Origin of the sequence: Roseibium sediminicola (assembly GCF_023156505.1) — a bacterium.
Classification (GTDB): Bacteria; Pseudomonadota; Alphaproteobacteria; order Rhizobiales; family Stappiaceae; genus Roseibium; species Roseibium sediminicola.
This window is the reverse complement of record NZ_JALNMJ010000011.1, coordinates 89,423-108,258: the sequence shown is the minus strand read 5'-3', so window position 1 is coordinate 108,258 and position 18,836 is coordinate 89,423. Positions and strand designations below refer to the sequence as shown.

General features: G+C 63.3%; 18 protein-coding genes. 10 read left to right on the top strand and 8 right to left on the bottom strand.

The annotated features are described in order from the left end of the window. Positions 1-25 precede the first annotated feature (25 nt). From M0H32_RS16440 to M0H32_RS16415, 6 genes are all read left to right on the top strand, one after another. Positions 26-1,264, top strand: a complete 1,239-nt coding sequence (locus M0H32_RS16440) for a saccharopine dehydrogenase family protein (protein ID WP_248155940.1) — start codon at positions 26-28, stop codon at positions 1,262-1,264. Positions 1,265-1,631: 367 nt separating this feature from the next. Then, positions 1,632-2,066, top strand: coding sequence for a hypothetical protein (locus M0H32_RS16435; protein WP_248155938.1), 435 nt, complete (start codon positions 1,632-1,634; stop codon positions 2,064-2,066). Between the two features lie 24 nt (positions 2,067-2,090). Then, positions 2,091-2,804 carry a MotA/TolQ/ExbB proton channel family protein gene (locus tag M0H32_RS16430; protein WP_248155935.1) on the top strand — a complete coding sequence of 238 codons (714 nt, stop codon included), beginning with the start codon at positions 2,091-2,093 and terminating at the stop codon, positions 2,802-2,804. Continuing rightward, positions 2,794-3,168: an ExbD/TolR family protein gene (locus M0H32_RS16425; protein WP_248155933.1), complete on the top strand. Its 375-nt coding sequence runs from the start codon at positions 2,794-2,796 to the stop codon at positions 3,166-3,168. The genes M0H32_RS16430 and M0H32_RS16425 overlap by 11 nt, the downstream gene beginning before the upstream one ends. Positions 3,169-3,172: 4 nt before the next feature. Then, a complete protein-coding gene (locus tag M0H32_RS16420) occupies positions 3,173-3,565 on the top strand; it encodes an ExbD/TolR family protein (protein WP_248155931.1) in 393 nt (130 codons plus the stop codon). After that, complete coding sequence (locus tag M0H32_RS16415) at positions 3,562-4,584, top strand: energy transducer TonB (RefSeq protein WP_248155929.1); 1,023 nt, start codon at positions 3,562-3,564, stop codon at positions 4,582-4,584. Before M0H32_RS16420 ends, M0H32_RS16415 begins: the two co-directional genes overlap by 4 nt. A gap of 56 nt (positions 4,585-4,640) precedes the next feature. Here M0H32_RS16415 and M0H32_RS16410 read toward each other — a convergent pair whose 3' ends face one another. From M0H32_RS16410 to M0H32_RS16390, 5 genes are all read right to left on the bottom strand, one after another. After that, on the bottom strand, positions 4,641-6,065 hold the full coding sequence (locus M0H32_RS16410) for a gamma-aminobutyraldehyde dehydrogenase (protein ID WP_248155927.1): 1,425 nt from the start codon (positions 6,063-6,065) through the stop codon (positions 4,641-4,643). 79 nt (positions 6,066-6,144) lie between these two features. After that, a complete protein-coding gene (locus tag M0H32_RS16405) occupies positions 6,145-6,399 on the bottom strand; it encodes a hypothetical protein (RefSeq protein WP_248155925.1) in 255 nt (84 codons plus the stop codon). Further along, positions 6,399-7,637, bottom strand: coding sequence for an aminomethyl transferase family protein (locus M0H32_RS16400; protein ID WP_425607328.1), 1,239 nt, complete (start codon positions 7,635-7,637; stop codon positions 6,399-6,401). Before M0H32_RS16400 ends, M0H32_RS16405 begins: the two co-directional genes overlap by 1 nt. 2 nt (positions 7,638-7,639) lie before the next feature. Then, positions 7,640-9,202, bottom strand: coding sequence for a phytoene desaturase family protein (locus M0H32_RS16395; RefSeq protein WP_248155924.1), 1,563 nt, complete (start codon positions 9,200-9,202; stop codon positions 7,640-7,642). Next, the gene (locus M0H32_RS16390; RefSeq protein ID WP_248155922.1) at positions 9,189-10,808 is read right to left on the bottom strand and encodes a phytoene desaturase family protein; all 1,620 of its coding nucleotides are present in this window, start codon (positions 10,806-10,808) and stop codon (positions 9,189-9,191) included. The genes M0H32_RS16395 and M0H32_RS16390 overlap by 14 nt, the downstream gene beginning before the upstream one ends. Positions 10,809-10,984: 176 nt before the next feature. On the opposite strand from M0H32_RS16390, the gene M0H32_RS16385 reads away from it, so the two are divergent. From M0H32_RS16385 to M0H32_RS16375, 3 genes are all read left to right on the top strand, one after another. Then, on the top strand, positions 10,985-11,797 hold the full coding sequence (locus M0H32_RS16385) for a methyltransferase domain-containing protein (RefSeq protein WP_248155920.1): 813 nt from the start codon (positions 10,985-10,987) through the stop codon (positions 11,795-11,797). After that, positions 11,798-12,454, top strand: coding sequence for a transcriptional regulator BetI (gene betI / locus M0H32_RS16380; RefSeq protein WP_248155918.1), 657 nt, complete (start codon positions 11,798-11,800; stop codon positions 12,452-12,454). It begins immediately after the preceding gene. Between the two features lie 209 nt (positions 12,455-12,663). After that, positions 12,664-13,740, top strand: coding sequence for an ABC transporter substrate-binding protein (locus tag M0H32_RS16375; RefSeq protein WP_425607331.1), 1,077 nt, complete (start codon positions 12,664-12,666; stop codon positions 13,738-13,740). Positions 13,741-14,276: 536 nt separating this feature from the next. Here the strand turns inward: M0H32_RS16375 and M0H32_RS16370 are convergent. The 3 genes from M0H32_RS16370 to M0H32_RS16360 are packed head-to-tail and all read right to left on the bottom strand — an operon-like array spanning position 14,277 to position 17,126. Next, positions 14,277-15,350 carry an ABC transporter ATP-binding protein gene (locus M0H32_RS16370; RefSeq protein ID WP_248156089.1) on the bottom strand — a complete coding sequence of 358 codons (1,074 nt, stop codon included), beginning with the start codon at positions 15,348-15,350 and terminating at the stop codon, positions 14,277-14,279. A 25-nt stretch (positions 15,351-15,375) separates the two neighbouring features. Beyond that, positions 15,376-16,197, bottom strand: coding sequence for an ABC transporter permease (locus M0H32_RS16365; protein ID WP_248155914.1), 822 nt, complete (start codon positions 16,195-16,197; stop codon positions 15,376-15,378). Further along, a complete protein-coding gene (locus tag M0H32_RS16360) occupies positions 16,194-17,126 on the bottom strand; it encodes an ABC transporter permease (RefSeq protein WP_248155912.1) in 933 nt (310 codons plus the stop codon). The genes M0H32_RS16365 and M0H32_RS16360 overlap by 4 nt, the downstream gene beginning before the upstream one ends. Before the next feature lie 265 nt (positions 17,127-17,391). Here M0H32_RS16360 and M0H32_RS16355 point away from each other — a divergent pair, with 265 nt between their 5' ends. Continuing rightward, positions 17,392-18,816 carry an aminotransferase gene (locus M0H32_RS16355; RefSeq protein WP_248155910.1) on the top strand — a complete coding sequence of 475 codons (1,425 nt, stop codon included), beginning with the start codon at positions 17,392-17,394 and terminating at the stop codon, positions 18,814-18,816. The last annotated feature ends 20 nt before the right edge of the window (positions 18,817-18,836 follow it).

Below are 18,836 nucleotides of genomic sequence, written 5' to 3'. Positions count from 1 at the left end.
AAGTTCCAAGGAAGGTACGACCCTCATGAAAAAGAACGTTCTCATCATCGGCGCCGGCGGTGTCGCCCAGGTGGTGGCGCATAAATGCGCGCAGAACAACGATGTCCTCGGCGACATTCACATTGCCTCGCGCACCGGTGCCAAATGCGACGAGATCATCAAGACCGTTCATGAAAAGAACGCGATGAAACAGCCTGGCGTTCTGGAAGGCCACGAACTCAACGCACTCGACATCGACGCGACCGCCGAGCTGATCCGGAAGACCAAGTCCGAGATCGTCATCAATGTCGGCACCGCCTTCCTCAACATGTCGGTGCTCAGCGCCTGCATCAAGACCGGCGCCGCCTATATCGACACGGCCATTCACGAAGAACCGGGCAAGATCTGCGAAACGCCGCCCTGGTATGCCAACTACGAATGGAAACGGGCCGAGGAATGCGAGAAGGCGGGCGTCACCGCCATTCTGGGCGCGGGCTTCGATCCGGGCGTCGTCAACGCCTATGCGCGCCTTGCCAAGGACGACTATCTCGACAAGGTGACCGAGGTCGACATCGTCGACATCAACGCCGGCAGCCACAAACAGTATTTCGCCACCAATTTCGATCCGGAAATCAACTTCCGCGAATTCACCGGCACGGTCTATTCCTGGCAGAAGGGCGAGTGGCAGGAAAACAGGATGTTCGAGATCGGCAAGGAATACGACCTGCCGGTGGTCGGCAAGCGCATGGCCTATCTCTGCGGCCATGACGAGGTGCATTCGCTGTCGAAGAACATGGACGGCGCCGATGTGCGCTTCTGGATGGGTTTTGGCGAGCACTACATCAATGTCTTCACCGTCCTGAAGAACATCGGTCTCCTGTCCGAGCAGCCTGTCACCACGGCTGAAGGCCTGGAAGTCGTGCCGCTGAAGGTGGTCAAGGCCTGCCTGCCGGATCCGTCCTCGCTGGCGCCGGAATATGAAGGCAAGACCTGCATAGGCGATTTCGTGAAAGGCATCAAGGACGGCAAGGAACACGAGGTGTTCATCTACAACGTCGCCGACCACGCCGAAGCCTACAGGGAAGTCGGAAGCCAGGGCATCTCCTACACCGCCGGCGTGCCGCCGGTTGCCGCCGCCATGCTGATTGCCACTGGCGAGTGGGACGTCAAGAAGATGGCCAATGTGGAAGAACTGCCGCCGCATCCGTTCCTCGGTATCCTGAACCGCATCGGCCTGCCGACCCGGATCAAGGACGCCGACGGCGACCGCGCCATCGAGTTCTAAGAGCGGAACAATCAGTCCTGCAGATGTCCGGCGGCCGGTTTTCACCGTGCCGCCGGTTTCTTTTTGGAGCGTTTGTTTCTCTTAGACGCGACCCAATTCCGCTTTGTGGAGAGAACGTCCAGCCGTCGTGAAGCTTCCAGTTGACGGCGGCTGTTAAATTATGAATATATAACTCAGCTTTTAGGGCTGCCCGGAACGGGGCACCGGAAAGCTGACAGACACCTGCCAGGGCAGGGAGCCGCCTCACCTGAGAAGACGCGCACCGCCCCAGCCTCGAGAACTCTCCAGCAACTTTGAATTGGCCCGCGACTGTCGCGTCCCGAAGGGACCGGTTGTCGCAGCCGGGCGTCGAGGGGAAAGCGACAGGATGCAAAAATTTCTGGTTCCGGTGCTGGCGGCTCTGACCTGCCTGTCATGGCCCCTGACAGCCCCCACCGCCGTGGCCCAGCCGGCGGAGATGATTTCGATCCAGCTGAACGAGGCCGTGACCGTGGACGATGCCTGCCGGCTGACCTTCGTCATTCGCAATGATCTGGCCGACACCGTTCAGGCGCTCGGGCTGGATCTGGTGGTGTTCGACACGTCCGAAGGCGTCAGCGGCTACGCGGCCGTTGATTTCGGTGGACTGCCCGCCGGCAAGACAAGAGTACGCCAGTATGACGTTTTGAAGGGCGACTGCGCGAGCATTGCCCGTGTTCTTTTGAACGACGTCCGGGCCTGTGAGATCGGTGGGAGCGCTGGCGCGGACTGCCTGCCCTTGCTGCGCCTGTCGTCCCGGTCCGACATCGACCTGATCCTTTGACCCCAAACCCGGGAGTGGAGTGACATGCCCGACATCAAAGAGTTTGCGCTGCCGCAGTTTCTGTCGCCCCTGACCGGCCTGGTCGACCAGGGTGGCCCCGTTGTACTTCTGCTTCTGCTTCTGTCACTGGTCGCCGTTGCCCTGATCGCGGCCAAGGTCCTGCAATTCGCGGTGATGGGCGTTGGCCGGTTTGGTTCTGCCCGCAAAGCCCTTCGCCTCTGGCTGGATGGCAGAACCCGGGACGCCCTGAACATGGCCGGAGGTGGAAAGTCCTGCGTTGCCGGCGTCCTGTTCAAGCTGTTTCAGGGCAGCGCCCAAGCGCATGCCGATACCTCGCTCCTGAAAGAGGACATCGAACGGATCTGTGTCCTGCGTCTCAATTCCCTGAGGGCCTATTTGAGACCCTTGGACATGATCGCCCAGACGGCACCGCTGATCGGCCTGCTCGGCACGGTGCTCGGCATGATCGAGGCTTTCCGGGCGATGCAGGGCGCGGGGGCCGCCGTCGATCCGTCCGTCCTGGCGGGCGGTATCTGGGTTGCGCTGATGACCACGGCCGTCGGTCTTGCCGTTGCCATTCCGGTCTCTGCTATTGTCGGCTGGTTCGACAGCCGGATCGAAGCCGAACAGGCGGAACTGGAAGCGCTGGTCACGGCGTTCTTCACCGGCGCGATCACAGAGTGCGGTGGCGCCAGGGTTCTGCCGTTCGAGGCAACGGAGCCGAGGCATGCCCTATAGGCCGCGCGCACGCCGCAGGCCGGTCGGTCTGACTTCGCTTATCGACGTCATCTTCCTGCTGCTGCTGTTTTTCATGCTGGCCTCCAGTTTCACCCGCTATCAGTCGCTCGACGTTTCAAGCGGAGCGGCGGGCGGCGGCGCGGATCTGAAGCCCGCGTACCTGCGCATTCATACGGCCGACATACTGGACCTGAACGGCAGCCCATTGATGAAGACAGACCTTGTGGCCCGTTTGTCTGGCCTGAAGGAAAACGCCGTCATCGCGATCTGGTCCGGACCGGAAGCACATGTGCAGGATGTGGTCGATGTCATGTCCGCCGCGCGCCGGACCGGCCTCAGGACGGTTCTGGTGACCGGGAATTAAACGCATGCGCCTGACACCGCCACAGCACCGGGAACCTCCGGAAAACACGATCCCCCTGATCAATGTTGTTTTCCTGATGCTGATCTTCTTCCTGTTTGCCGGATCGCTCGCCCGGGACGATGCGCGCAAGGTTGAACCGCCTTTGAACATTCTCGAGGACGAAACCATCCGCGCCACCGGCGCGCTGGTTGTCGATAAGGATGGCAGGACCTTTGCCGGCGACGCCGAAATGTCTGTTGGCTCCTGGCTGGCGCAAAAGGACGGTGCGGAGACCGGCTCCCTCAAGCTGGCAGCAGACGGAGACTTGAGGGCGGACCTGCTGGAAAAGGTCTTGAACGAACTTAAAGCGGCCGGCCGGACCGACATCGTCCTGATCACGCGGCGGGGTGCACCGTGAACTTCCCGCGTTTCCTGGCGGTGGGTGCCATTGTCTCTCTGGTGCTGCACGGCACCGGGTCGGCTTTTTTTGCCGAGGATCCGGATGAGGTGTCGATTGCCGCCTCCGAAGGCGGCAGTGTTGCCGTGATCGGCTCGATTGAAGATCTGGTTGCCGGGGCCAAGGCGGAGGTGGTCTCTGAAACCGCGCCGGCCGAGAAGGTCGAACCGGACACCGAACCGCTGGCCCCGGTGCGCGAACCGGTCAAACTGGCCGAAGTCACCCCCGTGACGCCTGCGCACCCCATCATGGAACCGGTTCCTGCCGAGGTCGTTGCGACGGGCGCAACAGTCCCGCTTGTCCAAGGCGTGACCGCTATCGAACCGGTCAAGGCGGTCAAGCCCTCGAAGCCAGTCCAGCCGGTAGAACAGGCTCTGGAGCAGAAACCGGTCGAACTCGCCCGGGTCGATGCGGCACAAACCGTCGAACCGGCGAAACCGGTCACGCAGGAGCAGGAGGTGCTGAGAGCACTCGAAGACCCTCTGGCGGCCGTCACGCAGTCCCCGAGAGCCAAGCCGAAACCGCCTGTCCGCAAGACCGAGCCCCAAAAGGCACCGGAGGGGAAGGCCAGGACCGCGCAGGCCAAAGGGGCGGAAGCCAGTTCCCGAAAAGGCGGGGAACGGGTGACAAGCCGGACGGCGCACTCCAACGCCAATGGCCGGGCAAACGCCAAGTCAAAGGACGGCGGCACCAAGGCGGCATCGAATTACAAGGGCAAGGTGGTCGCCAAACTGCGCCGCGCCAAACGCTATCCGCCGCAAGCCCGGCGAAAAAGCCTGGAAGGCACGGCGCGGGTGGCGTTCACGATTTCACGTGACGGGTCGGTGTCGGGCATCCGGCTTGCCGGATCTTCCGGACACGCCCTTCTCGACCAGGCCGCCCTGGACATGGTCCGCCGCGCCGCGCCCATGCCGAAATTTCCCGGCGATATCGCCGGCCCGCGCATGAGCCTCCAGGTACCGGTGCGGTTTTCCCGTTAGGGGGCTGCCGGAACAGCGTCGGCGTCCCGTAGGCCGCCGACGACGCGTCAGGCTCATCAGTGCTTGATCATCACATGACGCACGACCGTGTAGTCCTCCAGGGCATATTGGGACAGGTCCTTGCCGTAGCCGGACTGTTTCAGGCCGCCATGGGGCATTTCGGTGGTGAGGGCGAAGTGGGTGTTGATCCAGGTGGCGCCGTATTGCAGGCGGGCGGCGACCGACATGGCGCGGCCGATATCGCCCGTCCAGACGGAGGAGGCGAGGCCATAATCGGAATCGTTGGCCCAGGCAACGGCCTGTTCAGTTTCCGAAAAGCGGGTCACCGAGACCACCGGGCCGAAAACTTCGCGGCGGACGATCTCGTCGTCCTGGAGGGCGCCGGCCAGCACCGTCGGCTGGAAGAAGAAGCCGCTGTCGCCCGCGGCCGATCCGCCTGTCGCCACCTCGATGTGGCTGACCGCTTTGGCCCGGTCTACAAAACCGGCGACCCGGTCGCGCTGGCGGGCGGAGATCAGCGGGCCCATCTCGTTCACGGTGTCGTCCGCATCGGCGAACCGGATCGTGGCGGCGGCACCCGCGAGATCCGCAACCAGCTTTTCATAGACGTCGTCATGGGCATAGACCCGGCAAGCCGCCGTGCAGTCCTGCCCGGCATTGTAGTAGCCGAAGGCCCGCAGCCCCTCGACCACCGAGCCGACGTCGGCATCGCCGAAGACGATCACCGGCGCCTTGCCGCCAAGCTCCAGATGGGTGCGCTTGACGCTGCCTGCTGCCGCCGCCAGCACCTTCTTGCCGGTGCCGACATCGCCGGTGAGCGAGATCATGTCGATCTTCGGATGGTTGATGATCGCATTGCCGATGCTTGCGCCCTTGCCGAGCACGATGTTGACGACGCCTGCGGGCAGGATGTCGTTCAGCACCTTGGCCAGCTTGAGCGCGGTCAACGGCGTGTTCTCCGAGGGCTTGAAGACGACCGTATTGCCGCCCACAATGGCCGGGGCAAGTTTCCAGGCCATCATCATCAGCGGATAGTTCCAGGGCGCGATCGAACCGACGACGCCGATCGGGTCACGCCGGATCATCGAGGTATGGCCGGCGAGATATTCTCCGGCCGCCGCGCCATGGAGCGTGCGGACGGCGCCTGCGAAAAAGCGGAAGCAATCCGCGACGCCCGGAATCTCGTCTTGCCTGACCGCATTGATCGGCTTGCCGCAATTGAGCGCCTCGAGCGCGGCAAAGCCGTCGCCTTCGGCCTCGATCCGGTCGGCAATGGCCAGCAGATGCGCCGCACGCTCGGCCGGTGTCGTCTGGGACCAGGTTGTGAAGGCGGCGCGCGCGGCGGCAACGGCCGCGTCCAGCTGCTCGGCGGAAGCTTCGGGCAGCGCGATGATCTCCTCGCCCGACTTCGGGTTGACGATGTGCTCGGCTGCTTCCGTGCCGGTCTCGAACCGGCCGTCGATCAACATTTGTGTGTCCATGCCATCCTCCCATGTGCGTGGTTGATTGCACCGGCTTTCCGCCGGGCCAAATCTTGAGCAAGTTCGACGCGGCCGCCTGTCAGGGCTCCTCCCGAAACCCGTCCAGCGTCCGCAGCCAGTCCTCACCCATCCGGTGGCGCCGCAGCACATCGGCCGGATCGGCCTCGTCCTGACGGGAACAGATCCGGTAGATCTCCAGCACGTCCGCGCTCATGCGGCCGGTCTGGTAGAAATACATGGCCGCCGCATAACGGGTGCGCCCGGACCAGTCTGAGCCGGGAGGCGTCAGGATCAGTCGGCGGTTCAGGGCCTCTTCCCCCCGATCTGAGACCATCAAAAATCTCCGGGCGGGGTCTGCGTACGGCGCGCCAGTTTGACGAAGGGCTTCGGCACGACCTTGGCCCGCTTCATCAGCCTGGTGTATTGCAGCTCCCGAAGCGCGTAGATCTCCACCCAGAGGTCGTTGAGGATGCTGTCGCCATAGGGGCGTTCCAGGGTGGCCAGCGCAATGTTGCGTTTGGCGGTCGGCGACCAGATCGCGGCTGTCACCAGGCCGACCTCGCGCTTCTTGCGGTGATAGACGATGGCCTGATCCGCAGGCACATTGCCCTCGATTTCCAGACCGACCAGCACAAAGCGCGCCTTGCCGTCCCGTCGGGCGGCCTCGATGGCGCGCCTGCCGTTGAAGGGGCCTTTCTTGAGATCGACCATCCAGTCGAGGCCGATCTCGTCGGGCAAGCGGGCCCGGTCGGCGCGCAGCGCCGTTTCGGCGGTGATGAAATCGGCGTTGGCAACGATCAGGCCCGCCTCGATCCGCGCCGTGTTCAGCGCGGCGTAGCCGATGGCGCGGAGACCGTAAGGGCCGCCGGCGTCCCAGAGCCGGTCCCAGAGCGAGAGCGCGCGCCTCGTGTCGATGAAAAGCTCATAACCGAGATCGCCGGTGAAACCGGTGCGCGACACGGTGACCGTGCCGTCCTGATGCGCGAAGTCCCGGATGTCGAAGGGCTTCAGGGTTTCGATGCCGTCAAAGCCCGCGGCTTTCAGAAGGGCGCAGGTGGTCGGTCCCTGCAGGGCCAGGCCGGAGACTTCCTCGGTCTCTTCACAAATCGTGACGTTGAAGCCGAAGGCACCATCCAGGAGCCAGGGCAGGTGACGCTCCTGGCAACACAGGCGGAAGCGGGTCTCGGTCAGCCGGAACAGGGTGCCGTCGTCGAGCACATGGCCGCTGTCGTCGCACCAGGCGGTGTAATGCACCCGGCCGGGCTTGAGCTTCGTGACATCGCGCAGGGTCAGCCGGTTGCAGAAGGCTTCGGCATCGGGTCCCTCGATCCGGTATTTGACCATGGGCGAAATGTCGAACAGCGCCGACTGGCTGCGGATGGCGAAATATTCCAGCTCCTCGCTCCACAGGGAATGCGGCGCGCGGTAGCCGGCCCAGTCATACCATTCATGGGTCTGCATCAGGGCATCGAGGCGCGGCTGGAACGGCGTGTCGAACTTGATCTTGTGGATGTGCCCCTGGGCGGCCTTGCGTTCGGCAACGCTCAAGAGGGCTGGACGCATCAATCCCATGGTCATGCCTCCCTGGTCAGAATGTGGCGGGCGGCATTCAGCCCGGGCAGCCCGGAAACGCCGCCGCCTGGATGAGTGCCGGCGCCGCAGAGATAGAGCCCGTCCACCGGCGTGTCGTAACCGGCATGACCGGCAATCGGCCGGGAGACGAACATCTGGTCGGCCTGCAATTCGCCGTGGTGCCAGTGGCCGCCCGGCATGCGGTAGCGGGTCTCGATGTCCACCGGGGTCAGCAGCTCCGCGTGGCGGACGGTCTTGCGCAGGCCCGGGAGCGTGCTTTCCAGGCGCTCCAGAACCCGTTCCAGAAATTTCACCTTGCCGCTCGCCCAGCCTTCCCGGAGGTGATAGGGCGCATATTGCACGACGGCCGACAGGACGCAGGCTCCGTCCGGTGCCAGAGCCGGGTCGGAAAGGCTCGGCAAGGTCAGTTCGATCGCCGGATGTTCGGAGAAGGCACCGTATTTGGCCGGGTTGAAGGCCCGTTCGACATAATCCGTGCCCGGGGCGATGACCATGCGGCCGGCCATGAGCTCCGGTGTCAGCGTGTCGATCTCCGGCAGCCTGTCGAGCGCCAGATGGAGCTTGGCGACATTGCCCGCCATGCGCATGTGGCGAAGCTTGCGGACGAAGCCGATGTCGAGTTCGCGGACATCCATCAGGTCGGTGAAGGTGGTCTTCGGATTGAGCGCGGAGACGACGATATCGGCCTTCAGGGTTTCGCCGCTTTCCAGGGTCACACTGGTTGCCCGGCCGTTTTCGATCTCAATCCGCCCCACCGGCGCGCCGGTGCGCATGGAGACGCCTGCCGCCTCGGCGGCTTTCGCAAGGGCCGCGGCAATGGCACCCATGCCGCCTTGCGGCAGAACCTGGGCACCGGCTTCGCCAGCGGTCTCTCCGGCGAGCCGGTAATAAAGACCCAGCAGGGAGGTCGGCGAGCGGGGGCCGAGATGATGACCGACGGTGCCGTCGAAGGCGAGCAGGCCCTTGAGGCGGTCGTCGCTCAAATGTTCGTCGGCGACATCGGCGATGTTCATCAGGATCATGCGCATGAATTCGCGCATGTCGTCCCGCCCGAGGCGCGCCAGCGCGAGGCCGGCACCGCCGAAGGAAATCACGTCCTTGCGGGTGAGGCTGCCGATCTTGGGTGGCGGGCTGGTCAGGAACCGCTTCAGGATATCGGTCTGGCGCAGGAGCAGGGCGCGCAGCGCCTTCCAGGCGGCGGCCTCGCCGGCGGAGACACCGTCGAGCCGGTCGCCATAACCGCCATGCAGGATGGCGGGCGCCGTGTTTTCCGACAGGGTCACCGTCGGCGAGACGCCTTTGCCGAAACTGAGGCCGTGGCTTTCCAGCTTGAGCGCCTTGATGACGTCGGGATGCATCTGGTTGAGCAGATGGGCAACAGTGGAGACCTTGAAGCCGGGGGCGAACTCCTCCGTGCGGGCAGCGCCGCCAAGCGTGTCGGAAGCTTCCAGAACCTGGACCTTGCGGCCGGAACGGGCGAGGAGGGCGGCGGTGACAAGGCCGTTGTGGCCGCCGCCGATTACGATTGCATCAGATGACGTCATGGGCCGGGCTCATATCTTTGACGGGGCGGGAGAGGTCGCGCAGGATTTCTTTTGCCGCGTTGCGTCCGGGCGCGCCCATGACGCCGCCGCCGGGATGGGTCGAGGAACCGCACAGGTACAGGCCGTGCACCGGCGAGCGGTACTGGGCATAGCCGGGCACTGGCCGGTTGAACAAGAGCTGGTCGAAGGTCAGTTCACCCTGGAAGATGTTGCCCTCGGTCAGGCCGACCTCGTTCTCGATCTCGCGCGGCGTGCGCACTTCCATATGGACGATCCGGTCGCGGAAGCCGGGCGAATAGTCGGCGATCTGGCTGATCACGGTTTCAGCAAAAGCATCCCGGTCGGCATCGGTCCATTCACGGCCTTCCACCTTGGGCGGACAATATTGCGAGAAGCAGCTCATGAAATGCTTGCCGGGCGGGACCATGGTCGGGTCGAGTGTCGTCGGGATGACGATGTCGAGCATCGGGTCCGCCGACCAGCGGCCGTCCTTCCAGTCGTCATAGGCCCGTTCCATGCGCTCGATCGTATCGGTGAAATGCAGGTCCCCCTGCAGGCAAGGGGAATTCTTCGGCAGGGCCGGGAACTCGGGCATGGAATCGAGCGCGATATTCACCTTGCCCGACGAACCGCGCATCTTGAAGTTCCTGACACTCTTGACGAAACTGTCCGGCAGCTCGTCTTCGGCCACGAAATTCAGGAAGGTGCGCTTGACGTCGGCGTTGGAGACGACGCGTTTGGCTTTGAGTTCCTCGCCATCGGCCAAAACGACGCCGGTGGCCCTGCCATTCCTGATCAGGACCCGGTCGACTTCGGCTTCGGTGCGGATGGTGCCGCCGGAGGCCCTGAAGGAATCCGCCAGGGCCTTGGTGATCGCGCCCATGCCGCCGCGGGCAAAGCCCCAGGCCCCGACCGAGCCGTCGACCTCGCCCATATAGTGGTGCAGCAGCACATAGGCGGTGCCCGGCGACATGGGGCCGAGGGCCGTGCCGATGATCCCGGAAATCGCAAGATAGGCCTTGATGACGTCGGTCTCGAAATATTCGTCGAGGAAGTCGGAGATCGACATGGTCCAGAAACGGATGGTGAGCGCCAGCTCCTCCGCCGACAGTTCGCCGAACTTGCGGCCAAGATAGATCAGCTCGCCGAGATCGCGCGGCCGGAAGCTTGCCGGATCCGGCGCCGTTCTGAGCAACAGCGGCTGGATGAAGCGGCACTGGCGGGTGACGTCGCGGGCATAGCGGTCGTAGCTCTCCGCATCCTTCTTCGAGAAGCGGGCGAAGTCGCGACGGTGGGCGTGGTGGTCGTGATAGGCGGCGAGATAGTCGCCGTCCTGGGTGAAGACCGCACCGCCCTCATAAGGCACCACCTGCAGGCCGAAGCGCGGCAGTTCCAGGTCGCGCATGATTTCCGGGCGGAACAGGCTGCAGACATAGGAGCAGTTGGAATAAAGATAATTCGGCGTCAGCTCGCGGCTGACGGCGGCGCCGCCAATCCAGTCGTTCTTTTCCACGACCAGCACATTCAGGCCCGCGCGCTGCAGGTAGCAGGCGTTGACGAGGCCATTGTGCCCCGCGCCGATCACGATGGCGTCCCATGTTGTCATGCTGCTTGTTCCTCCACTCACAGCCGGACCGCCAACGGGGCGGTGCCTCATGTGAAGGATGCACAGAGCGACGGGTCTTGTCCAGATATTGAATGAACATTCAACAAATAGGCTTGGAATTTTCCATTTGTGTGTTAGCTTTTAGCCATGACGAACCTTGATGGTGATATGCGCGGATGACCGAAGCCGATCCCGAATATGATCTTCCCGCGATCCGTTTTCTGGAGGCGCTCTGGGGCGAGGGATACCTGTCGCCGGGTGGTCCGGAGGAAGTCGGGCGGGTGCTGTCGGGTCTGTCGCTCTCAGGCAAACGCGTTCTGGACCTCGGTTGCGGCGCCGGCGGTATCTCGGTCTATCTGGCCGATACGCAGGGAGCCGGCGAAGTCGTCGGGGTTGATGTGGAGGAGCCGGTCGTCGAGGCGGCCCGCACCCGGGCGCGCCGGGTTGGGCTTTCGGCGAGGGTCCGGATCGAAAAGGTCTCGCCGGGCCCCTTGCCCTTTGCCGACAACAGCTTCGACGTAATCTTTTCCAAGGACGCCATGGTGCATATCGCGGACAAGGAAATGCTTTTCGCCGACCTTTACCGGGTGCTGAAGCCTGGCGGCTGCCTGGCGGCGAGCGACTGGCTGACCTCTCATGACGGCGAACCGAGCGCGGACATGCGTGCTTATCTCGACGCGGAAGGTTTGAGCTTCGGCATGGCCTCCGCCGAGCGGTATCGCAGCGCGTTGGAAGCGGCGGGTTTTGAGAGCATCGTGCTGACCGACCGCAATGCCTGGTACCGCGACGTTGCCCGTGTGGAACTGGAGCGCCTGAAGGGGCCGCTCTTCGACACTGCGGCGGCCGCGGTCGGCGCCGGCTATGTTGAAAAGAACATCCGGACCTGGACCGCCATGGTCAAGGTGCTTGACAGCGGAGACCATCGGCCTACCCATCTGCGTGCATGGAAACCGGAACCGGCCACGGGCCGGACGGAAAGGGGTGTGTAGGTGGATATCAAGCAGGACAAGGATGCGGCGAAGGTGCCGGCAAAGCGCGGACGCAAGGCCTCGAAGGAAGTCCGCCGGCAGCAGCTGATCGAGGCGACGATCGACAGCCTGGCGAAACGGGGCTTTGCCGAGACGACCATGGCCGACGTCACCGAGGGCGCGGGCCTGTCGCGCGGCATCGTCAATTTCCATTTTGAAAGCAAGGACAAGCTGCTGGTCGCCACCTTGCAGCACATGGCGGACGAATATGCCGGCCACTGGCGGGCGGCGATCTCCAAGGCGGGCGAAAAACCGGCGGACCAGCTTCTGGCGCTGGTCCGGGCGGATTTCGACCGCAAGATCTGCACCAAGCGCAAGCTGGCGGCCTGGTGCGCCTTCTGGGGCGAGGCCAAGTCCCGGCCGACCTATCAGGCGCTGTGCGGCTCGCGTGACCAGGCCTATCAGGACGTCATTACGGATCTGTGCAGCCAGTTGATTGCCGAAGGCGGTTATCCGGTCGACGCCGACAAGATCGCAATGGCGATCGGCGCGCTGATGGAGGGGCTGTGGCTACGCCTGATGATGGGCGGCGAGGCGCCGACCCGCGACAGCGCGCGCGGAACGGCGGAAGCCTTGCTGCAGGTGAGTTTCCCGAAGCACTATCCGGCCGATCACTGAGACGCAGCCCTCTTGCTGCTCCCCTGATCACCGGATGCTGCCGACGGATCGCAGCGGACGCACCGGTTTGCTGAAAAGACCGGCCGCCCGCGGACATCGCAAAGACGGCGCCTTTCCAGGCCGGATTTGCGGACCATCGGCCTTGCTCCGGTCCGGTATTGCCGGTTCCGGCTGGCCTGAACAGGGGAACAAAAATGAATCAAGACACAATGTCTCACCGGCGGATCCTCACGGGTCTTCTTGTTGGCACGGCCCTTCTGGCCGGGACCTGCCAGGGCGCCCTTGCCGCGGACGGCTCGCTGACGGTCTTTGACTGGTCCGGGTATGAAGAACCCGAGTTTCATCCCGCCTACGCCGCCAAACACGGCGATTCCCCCACCTTCACCTTCTTCGCCGACGAGGATGAGGCCTTTGCCAAGATGACGGCCGGGTTCATTCCGGATATCGCCCATCCCTGCTCGCAATCCGTGGTGAAGTGGCGTGACGCGGGGCTGCTGGCACCGCTCGACACCAGCAAGATCGAGGGCTTTGACGATATCCTGCCCGGCCTGAAGTCGATGAAGGACCTCGTCTCCACAGCGGACGGAACGGTCTGGTTCCTGCCCTTCGACTGGGGCAATACGCTGATGACCTATAATGCGGACGCGGTCGATCAGAAGGACATCCAGTCCCTGACAGCCTTTGCCGACCCGAAATTCAAGGGCAGGGTGGCCATGGCCGACAATGTCGACGACGCCTTTGCGCTGGCGAGCCTGGCAATCGGCATGAAGGACTGGACGGAAATGGACGACGCCAAGTTCGCCGAGGCCACCGCCTTCCTGCGCAAGGTCCATCCCAATGTCCGTCTCTACTGGGCCGACAGCACCGAACTTGCCCAGGCCTTTGGCGGCGGCGAGATTGACCTCGCCTGGGCCTGGAACGAGACGTCGACAACGCTTTCCGCGGAGGGCTTGCCGATCAAGGCGAAGAAGGACACGGACGAGGGCCTGTCGACCTGGGTCTGCGGCTACGTCAAGCTGAAAGGCGCCGAGGCGGACGACGAAAAGATCTATGACTATTTGAGTGCTGTAAACGCGCCTGAAGTCGCCAAGTACATCGTCACCGCCTGGGGCTATGGCCATGGCAATGGCGCCGGCATGAAGGCGATCCCGCAGGAAGATCTGGATGCCAGCGGCTATGGCGATGTCGACCAGTTCGTCGACAACACCCTGTTCCAGTCGCCGCTGCCGAATGAGCTGAAGGCGAAGATGATCGCCGAATGGGAAAAGATCAAAGCGGGTTATTGAGGCGTGCGGGCCGGGCATAGGTCCAGCCCGCCATCCTTTTCGGCTGGAAGTGGTGCATTCAGCTCTCAGCTTCCCGGCATTCTCTGTGTCACCCCGGGCGCGCGCAGCGCGACCCGGGGCCTACTCGTTCCCAGAGCGAGTGATTTGAGTTGATGCCCTCGTGAAAGTGCTTCTTCCGCAACAGCAAGGTGATCCGCGAGTGGGGCCCGGATCTGCGCTTGCGCTTGTCCGGGGTGACACCGGAGAGGGCAGAGGGCGGAATGATGGCTCGAAGTTGGGATTGAGGAGTTAGCAAACCGCCCCAATTTCCTATCTGTCCATCGTCATCCCGGACACAGCGCAGCGAAGATCCGGGACCGGGGAGCCCGGGTCTCGCGATGTTAATCTGACAAAACAGCGATCATTGTGGCTCCCCGGTCCCGGCTCGCGCTTCGCTTGGCCGGGATGACGGTGGAGAGGAAAGGGGGGCGGAAAATGAAAAGCCCCGACGTATCCACGCCGGGGCCTTGTTGTCTCCGCCAGAAGCAGTAAGTGCCTCAGTCGTTCATCGCCACCAGAGCGTCCGGATCGTAGGCGAGGCGGATCGCGGAGCCGACGGGGATGTCGTCGGCGCCGAAATCGTTGGTCTCGGTGACCGCGAGCGGCGCCTTGAAACCGGGGATTTCGACGATCAGCTGGGTGACCTCGCCGAAATAGTGCCGGTCGATCACCTGGCCACCGATCTGGTGCTCGGCCTGGTCGTCGTCCCACAGGACACGCAGGCGTTCCGGGCGGATGCCGAGGGTGATCTGCCGGCCCATCGATTGATAGCCCTGGGGCTTTGGCGCCCTGACCCGGCCGAAGCCGGCGGCATCGAGCGTCAGCGAAACACCGTTTTCTTCGGCGATTTCAGCATCGACAAAGTTCATGCCCCCAAGGAAATCGGCCACCTTGCGGCTGACCGGGTTCTGGTAGATGTCCTTCGGTGTGCCGACCTGAGCGACCTGGCCGTCGAACATGATGGCGACGCGGTCCGACAGGGCGAGGGCTTCATACTGGTCGTGGGTAACCAGGATGAAGGTGATGCCGACAGCCTTTTGCAGGTGCCGGAGCTCGACCTGCATCTGCTCGCGCAGCTTCTTGTCGAGGGCCGACAGCGGTTCGTCCAGCAACAGCACCTTCGGCCGCATCACCAGTGCGCGGGCAAGGGCGACGCGCTGGCGCTGGCCGCCGGAGAGTTCGTTGGCGCGGCGTTTGCCGAGCGCGCCGAGTTCCACCCGGTCGAGCGCCTCGCGGACGCGGCGCTGTTCCTCCTGGCGGTCGAGCTTGAGCCGCTTCAGGCCGTAACCGACATTTTCCTCCACATTCATGTGCGGGAAGATCGCGTAGCTCTGGAAGACCATATTGGTCGGCCGCCGGTTGGCGGGCCGGCCAGTCATGTCCTGGCCGTCAATGGCAATGGTGCCGGCGGTCTGTTCGCCGAAGCCGGCAAGAAGGCGCAGCAAGGTTGTCTTGCCGCAGCCGGACGGCCCGAGCAGCGAAAAGAACTCGCCCTCTTGCACGTTCAGCGAAATGGATTTCAGCGCCTCGAAATTGCCGAAAGACTTTCTGAGGCCGGAAATCTCGATCATCGGCTTCGATGCCGCCGATACGGTGTCAAGCATGGAACCCTCCATCGAGTTGGGTGCGCTTTGCCGCGCGCCGGCGCAGCATTTCGGCAAAGGTCAGAAGGAGCAGGGACGCCAGCAGCATCAACGTGCCGAGCGCAAGCACACCCGGAAGTTTCGCCGGGAAGCGCAGCTGGCCCCAGATATAGATCGGCAGGGTCGGTTCCGAGCCGGACAGGAAAAAGGCGATGATGAACTCGTCCAGCGAGATGGTGAAGGACACCAGCAGGCTGGAGATGATCGCCGGCATCAGGATCGGCAGGGTCACCCGCGTGAGCGTGCCGAAGGCGGTTTCGCCGAGATCGGCGGAGGCTTCCTCAAAGGACGGGTCGAAGCCCTCAAAGCCGGAAATCAGCACGGTCGCCGAATAGGGCAGGCAGATCAGGACATGGCCGAAGATCACCAGGATGAGCGACAGTCCGAGGCCCAGCTGCATCGCGACCATCAGGAGCGAGATCGCAATGATGATCTCGGGCAGGAACAGCGGCGCCATGATGACGGCGGTCATCGGCCGGCGGCCGCGGAACCGGTAGCGGGTGATGGCCCTTGCGGCGCAGATCCCAAGGACCGTTGCCAGCAGCGCGGAGGCGACGCCGACCAGCAGGCTGTTCCAGAGCGCGTTGATCAGCGCATCGTTGCCGGCAAGACTGCGATACCAGTCGAAGGTCAGTCCCTTCAGCGGAAAGACCGGGATCGCCGACGCATTGACCGAGAAGACCGGCAACAGCAGCACGGGCAGATAGAGGAACAGCAGGTAAAGGCCGGCATAGATGGGGAGCCAGCTCGCGCCGGCTTTTCTGAGAAGGGTCATCGCATCCACCTCACGAGAGAGCGCAGCACCAGCACGGAAGCGCCGGCCATCAGCGTCACGATCATCATGGTGGTGATGGTCAGGGCCGAGCCGAGCGGCCAGTTGGAAGCCTTGCCAAACTGGATCTGGATGGCATTGGCGATCATCTGGCCTTCCGTGCCGCCGACAAGCTTGGGCGTGACGAAGTCGCCGACCGTCGGGATCATGACGATCAGGAGCGCGCCGATGATGCCGGGCATCGACAGGGGCAGGGTGACCCGCAGAAACCGCCGCACCGGGCCGTCGCCAAGGTCCGTCGCGGCTTCCAGCAGCGAGCGGTCGAGTTTTTCCAGCGACACATAGATCGGCAGGATCGCGAACACCGCCCAGGCATGGATCAGCGTGATGATCACGGCAGTGCTGGAAAAGAGCAGGCTTTCCAACGGCTTGTCGACGATCCCCAGCCCGATCAGGCCGGTGTTGAGCACGCCCTTGTAGCCGAGGATGACCTTCCAGGCCATGACGCGCAGAAGGTAGCCGGTCCAGAAGGGGATGGTGATCAGGAAAAGAAGCAGGCTTTTGCGCGATCCGCCATGGAAGGAAATGTAATAGGCGATCGGATAGGCAAAGATCACGGTCACGAGGCTGACGATGAAGGAAATATAGAGCGAGCGCATAAGCAGGTCGCGGTAGATCGGCTCGGTCAGGGCGACGCGGTAGTTTTCAAGCGTGAACGTGTGGTCGAAGGTCAGATAGGTCTGGGTCCAGAAACTGTAGGCGACCACCAGAAGAACCGGGCCGACCAGAAAGGCCAGCGTATAGAGAAAGGTCGGACTGAGGAGGCGGATGCCCCTGACCTCCTCGGGATCGAGGCGCTTCCACCTTGGCCGCCGGGCCGGCGGCCGCGTGCCTGCGAAAGGCATTGGACGATCCTCCAGACTGGTTGTCATCGGAAGCCTCCCGTCCAGTCGAAGGCCACGAGGTGGCCCTTCGGAATGTGGTTGCCATCGGCAGTCATTTTTCTCGTTCCCCAAACTGACGTTCCACCGCTGGCGGGTGATTGCGTCTTGATGATGGGACCCGAAACAGGGATTGAATTCAAGCAAAAACTTTGCGATATTGATTGAACGAACATTCAATAAATTGACAAAAATAACAAAAAAACATAATCTTAACTCGGAATATTTGTCCGAATAAAAATGAAAGGGAAGAGACATGGCAGCCGCTCCCGGCCTTGAAGGCACCAGCACCAACGGGTCCGGAAACAACCGGGATCGCCTGAGTGAGCTGGCGGCCCGGCACCTTGTCCAGCCCTGGCCTGTGGCCGGCCAGATCGGCGACGAAGCGCGCGGCCTGATTCGCTCCGGCGACGGCGTCTATGTCCAGGACGAACACGGCAACCGCCTGATCGACGGTCCCGCCGGCATGTGGTGCGTCAATGTCGGCCACCGCTGCAAGGAACTCGCCGACGTGCTCTACGACCAGGCGATGGCGCTGTCCTATAATTCCCCCTGGTACACGATGAGCGCGCCCTCCGCCGAACTTGCCGAACGGCTCGGCAAACTGGCGCCGGGCGATCTCTCTCATGTCTTTTTCACCACCGGCGGCTCCTCGGCGGTGGAAAGCGCGCTGCGGTTCATGCAGTTCTACAACAACGTGCGCGGCCGGCCGGACAAGAAGCTGATCTTAAGCCGGGGCGGGGCCTATCACGGCTCGACCTATCTCTCCGCCTCGCTGAACGGGCGCCCGCGCGACCGCGACTGGATGGACGGCGCCGATCATCTGGTCGTCAAGCTGACCTGCCCCAATCCCTACCGTCGCCCGGAAGGCGTCTCACGGGAGGCTTTCACCGACTGGCTGGTCGCCGAATTCGAAGCGACAATCGAAGAACATGGCGCGGACAGGATCGGGGCTTTTGTCGGTGAGCCGGTGATGGCCTCGGGCGGCGTGATCATACCGCCGGACGATTACCTGCCGCGCATTGCCGCGCTCTGCCGCAAGCACGACATTCTCTATGTGTCCGACGAGGTCGTCACCGCCTTCGGCCGGCTTGGGCATGTGTTCGCCTCAAAAGACGTCTTCGGTGCCCAGCCGGACATCATCACCTTCGCCAAGGGCGTGACCTCGGGTTATTTCCCGCTCGGCGGCATGATGGTGTCCTCGCGCCTCTTTGAAGAGCTGCGCAGGTCCAATCATCCGGACGCCATGTATGCCCATGGCCTGACCTATTCCAGCCACCCGATCGGCTGCGCAGTCGCCATGAAAAACCTCGACCTGCTGGAAGACGGCCTTCTGGACCATGTGCGCGAGATTGCACCGTATTTCCTGAGCCAGCTGAAGACCCTGGAAGAGCTGCCGCTGGTGGGCGAGGTGCGCGGCATCGGCCTGATGGCCTGCGTCGAATGCGTCGCCGACCACGACAGTCACAACCCGCTGCGCCTCGACACGGAAGTCGGCCAGCGCATCGACGCCCACTGCCAGGACCTCGGCCTGCTGGTCCGCCCCCTGATCAACATGTGCGTCATGTCCCCGCCGCTGACCATCACTCGCGCCCAGATCGACGAGATGGTCAGGATTTTGAGGGAGGGGATTACGCGGACGATGGCCGATTTGCGGCGGGAAGGGCTTTGGGACGGGTGAGGGCGCGGACAAACTTCTAG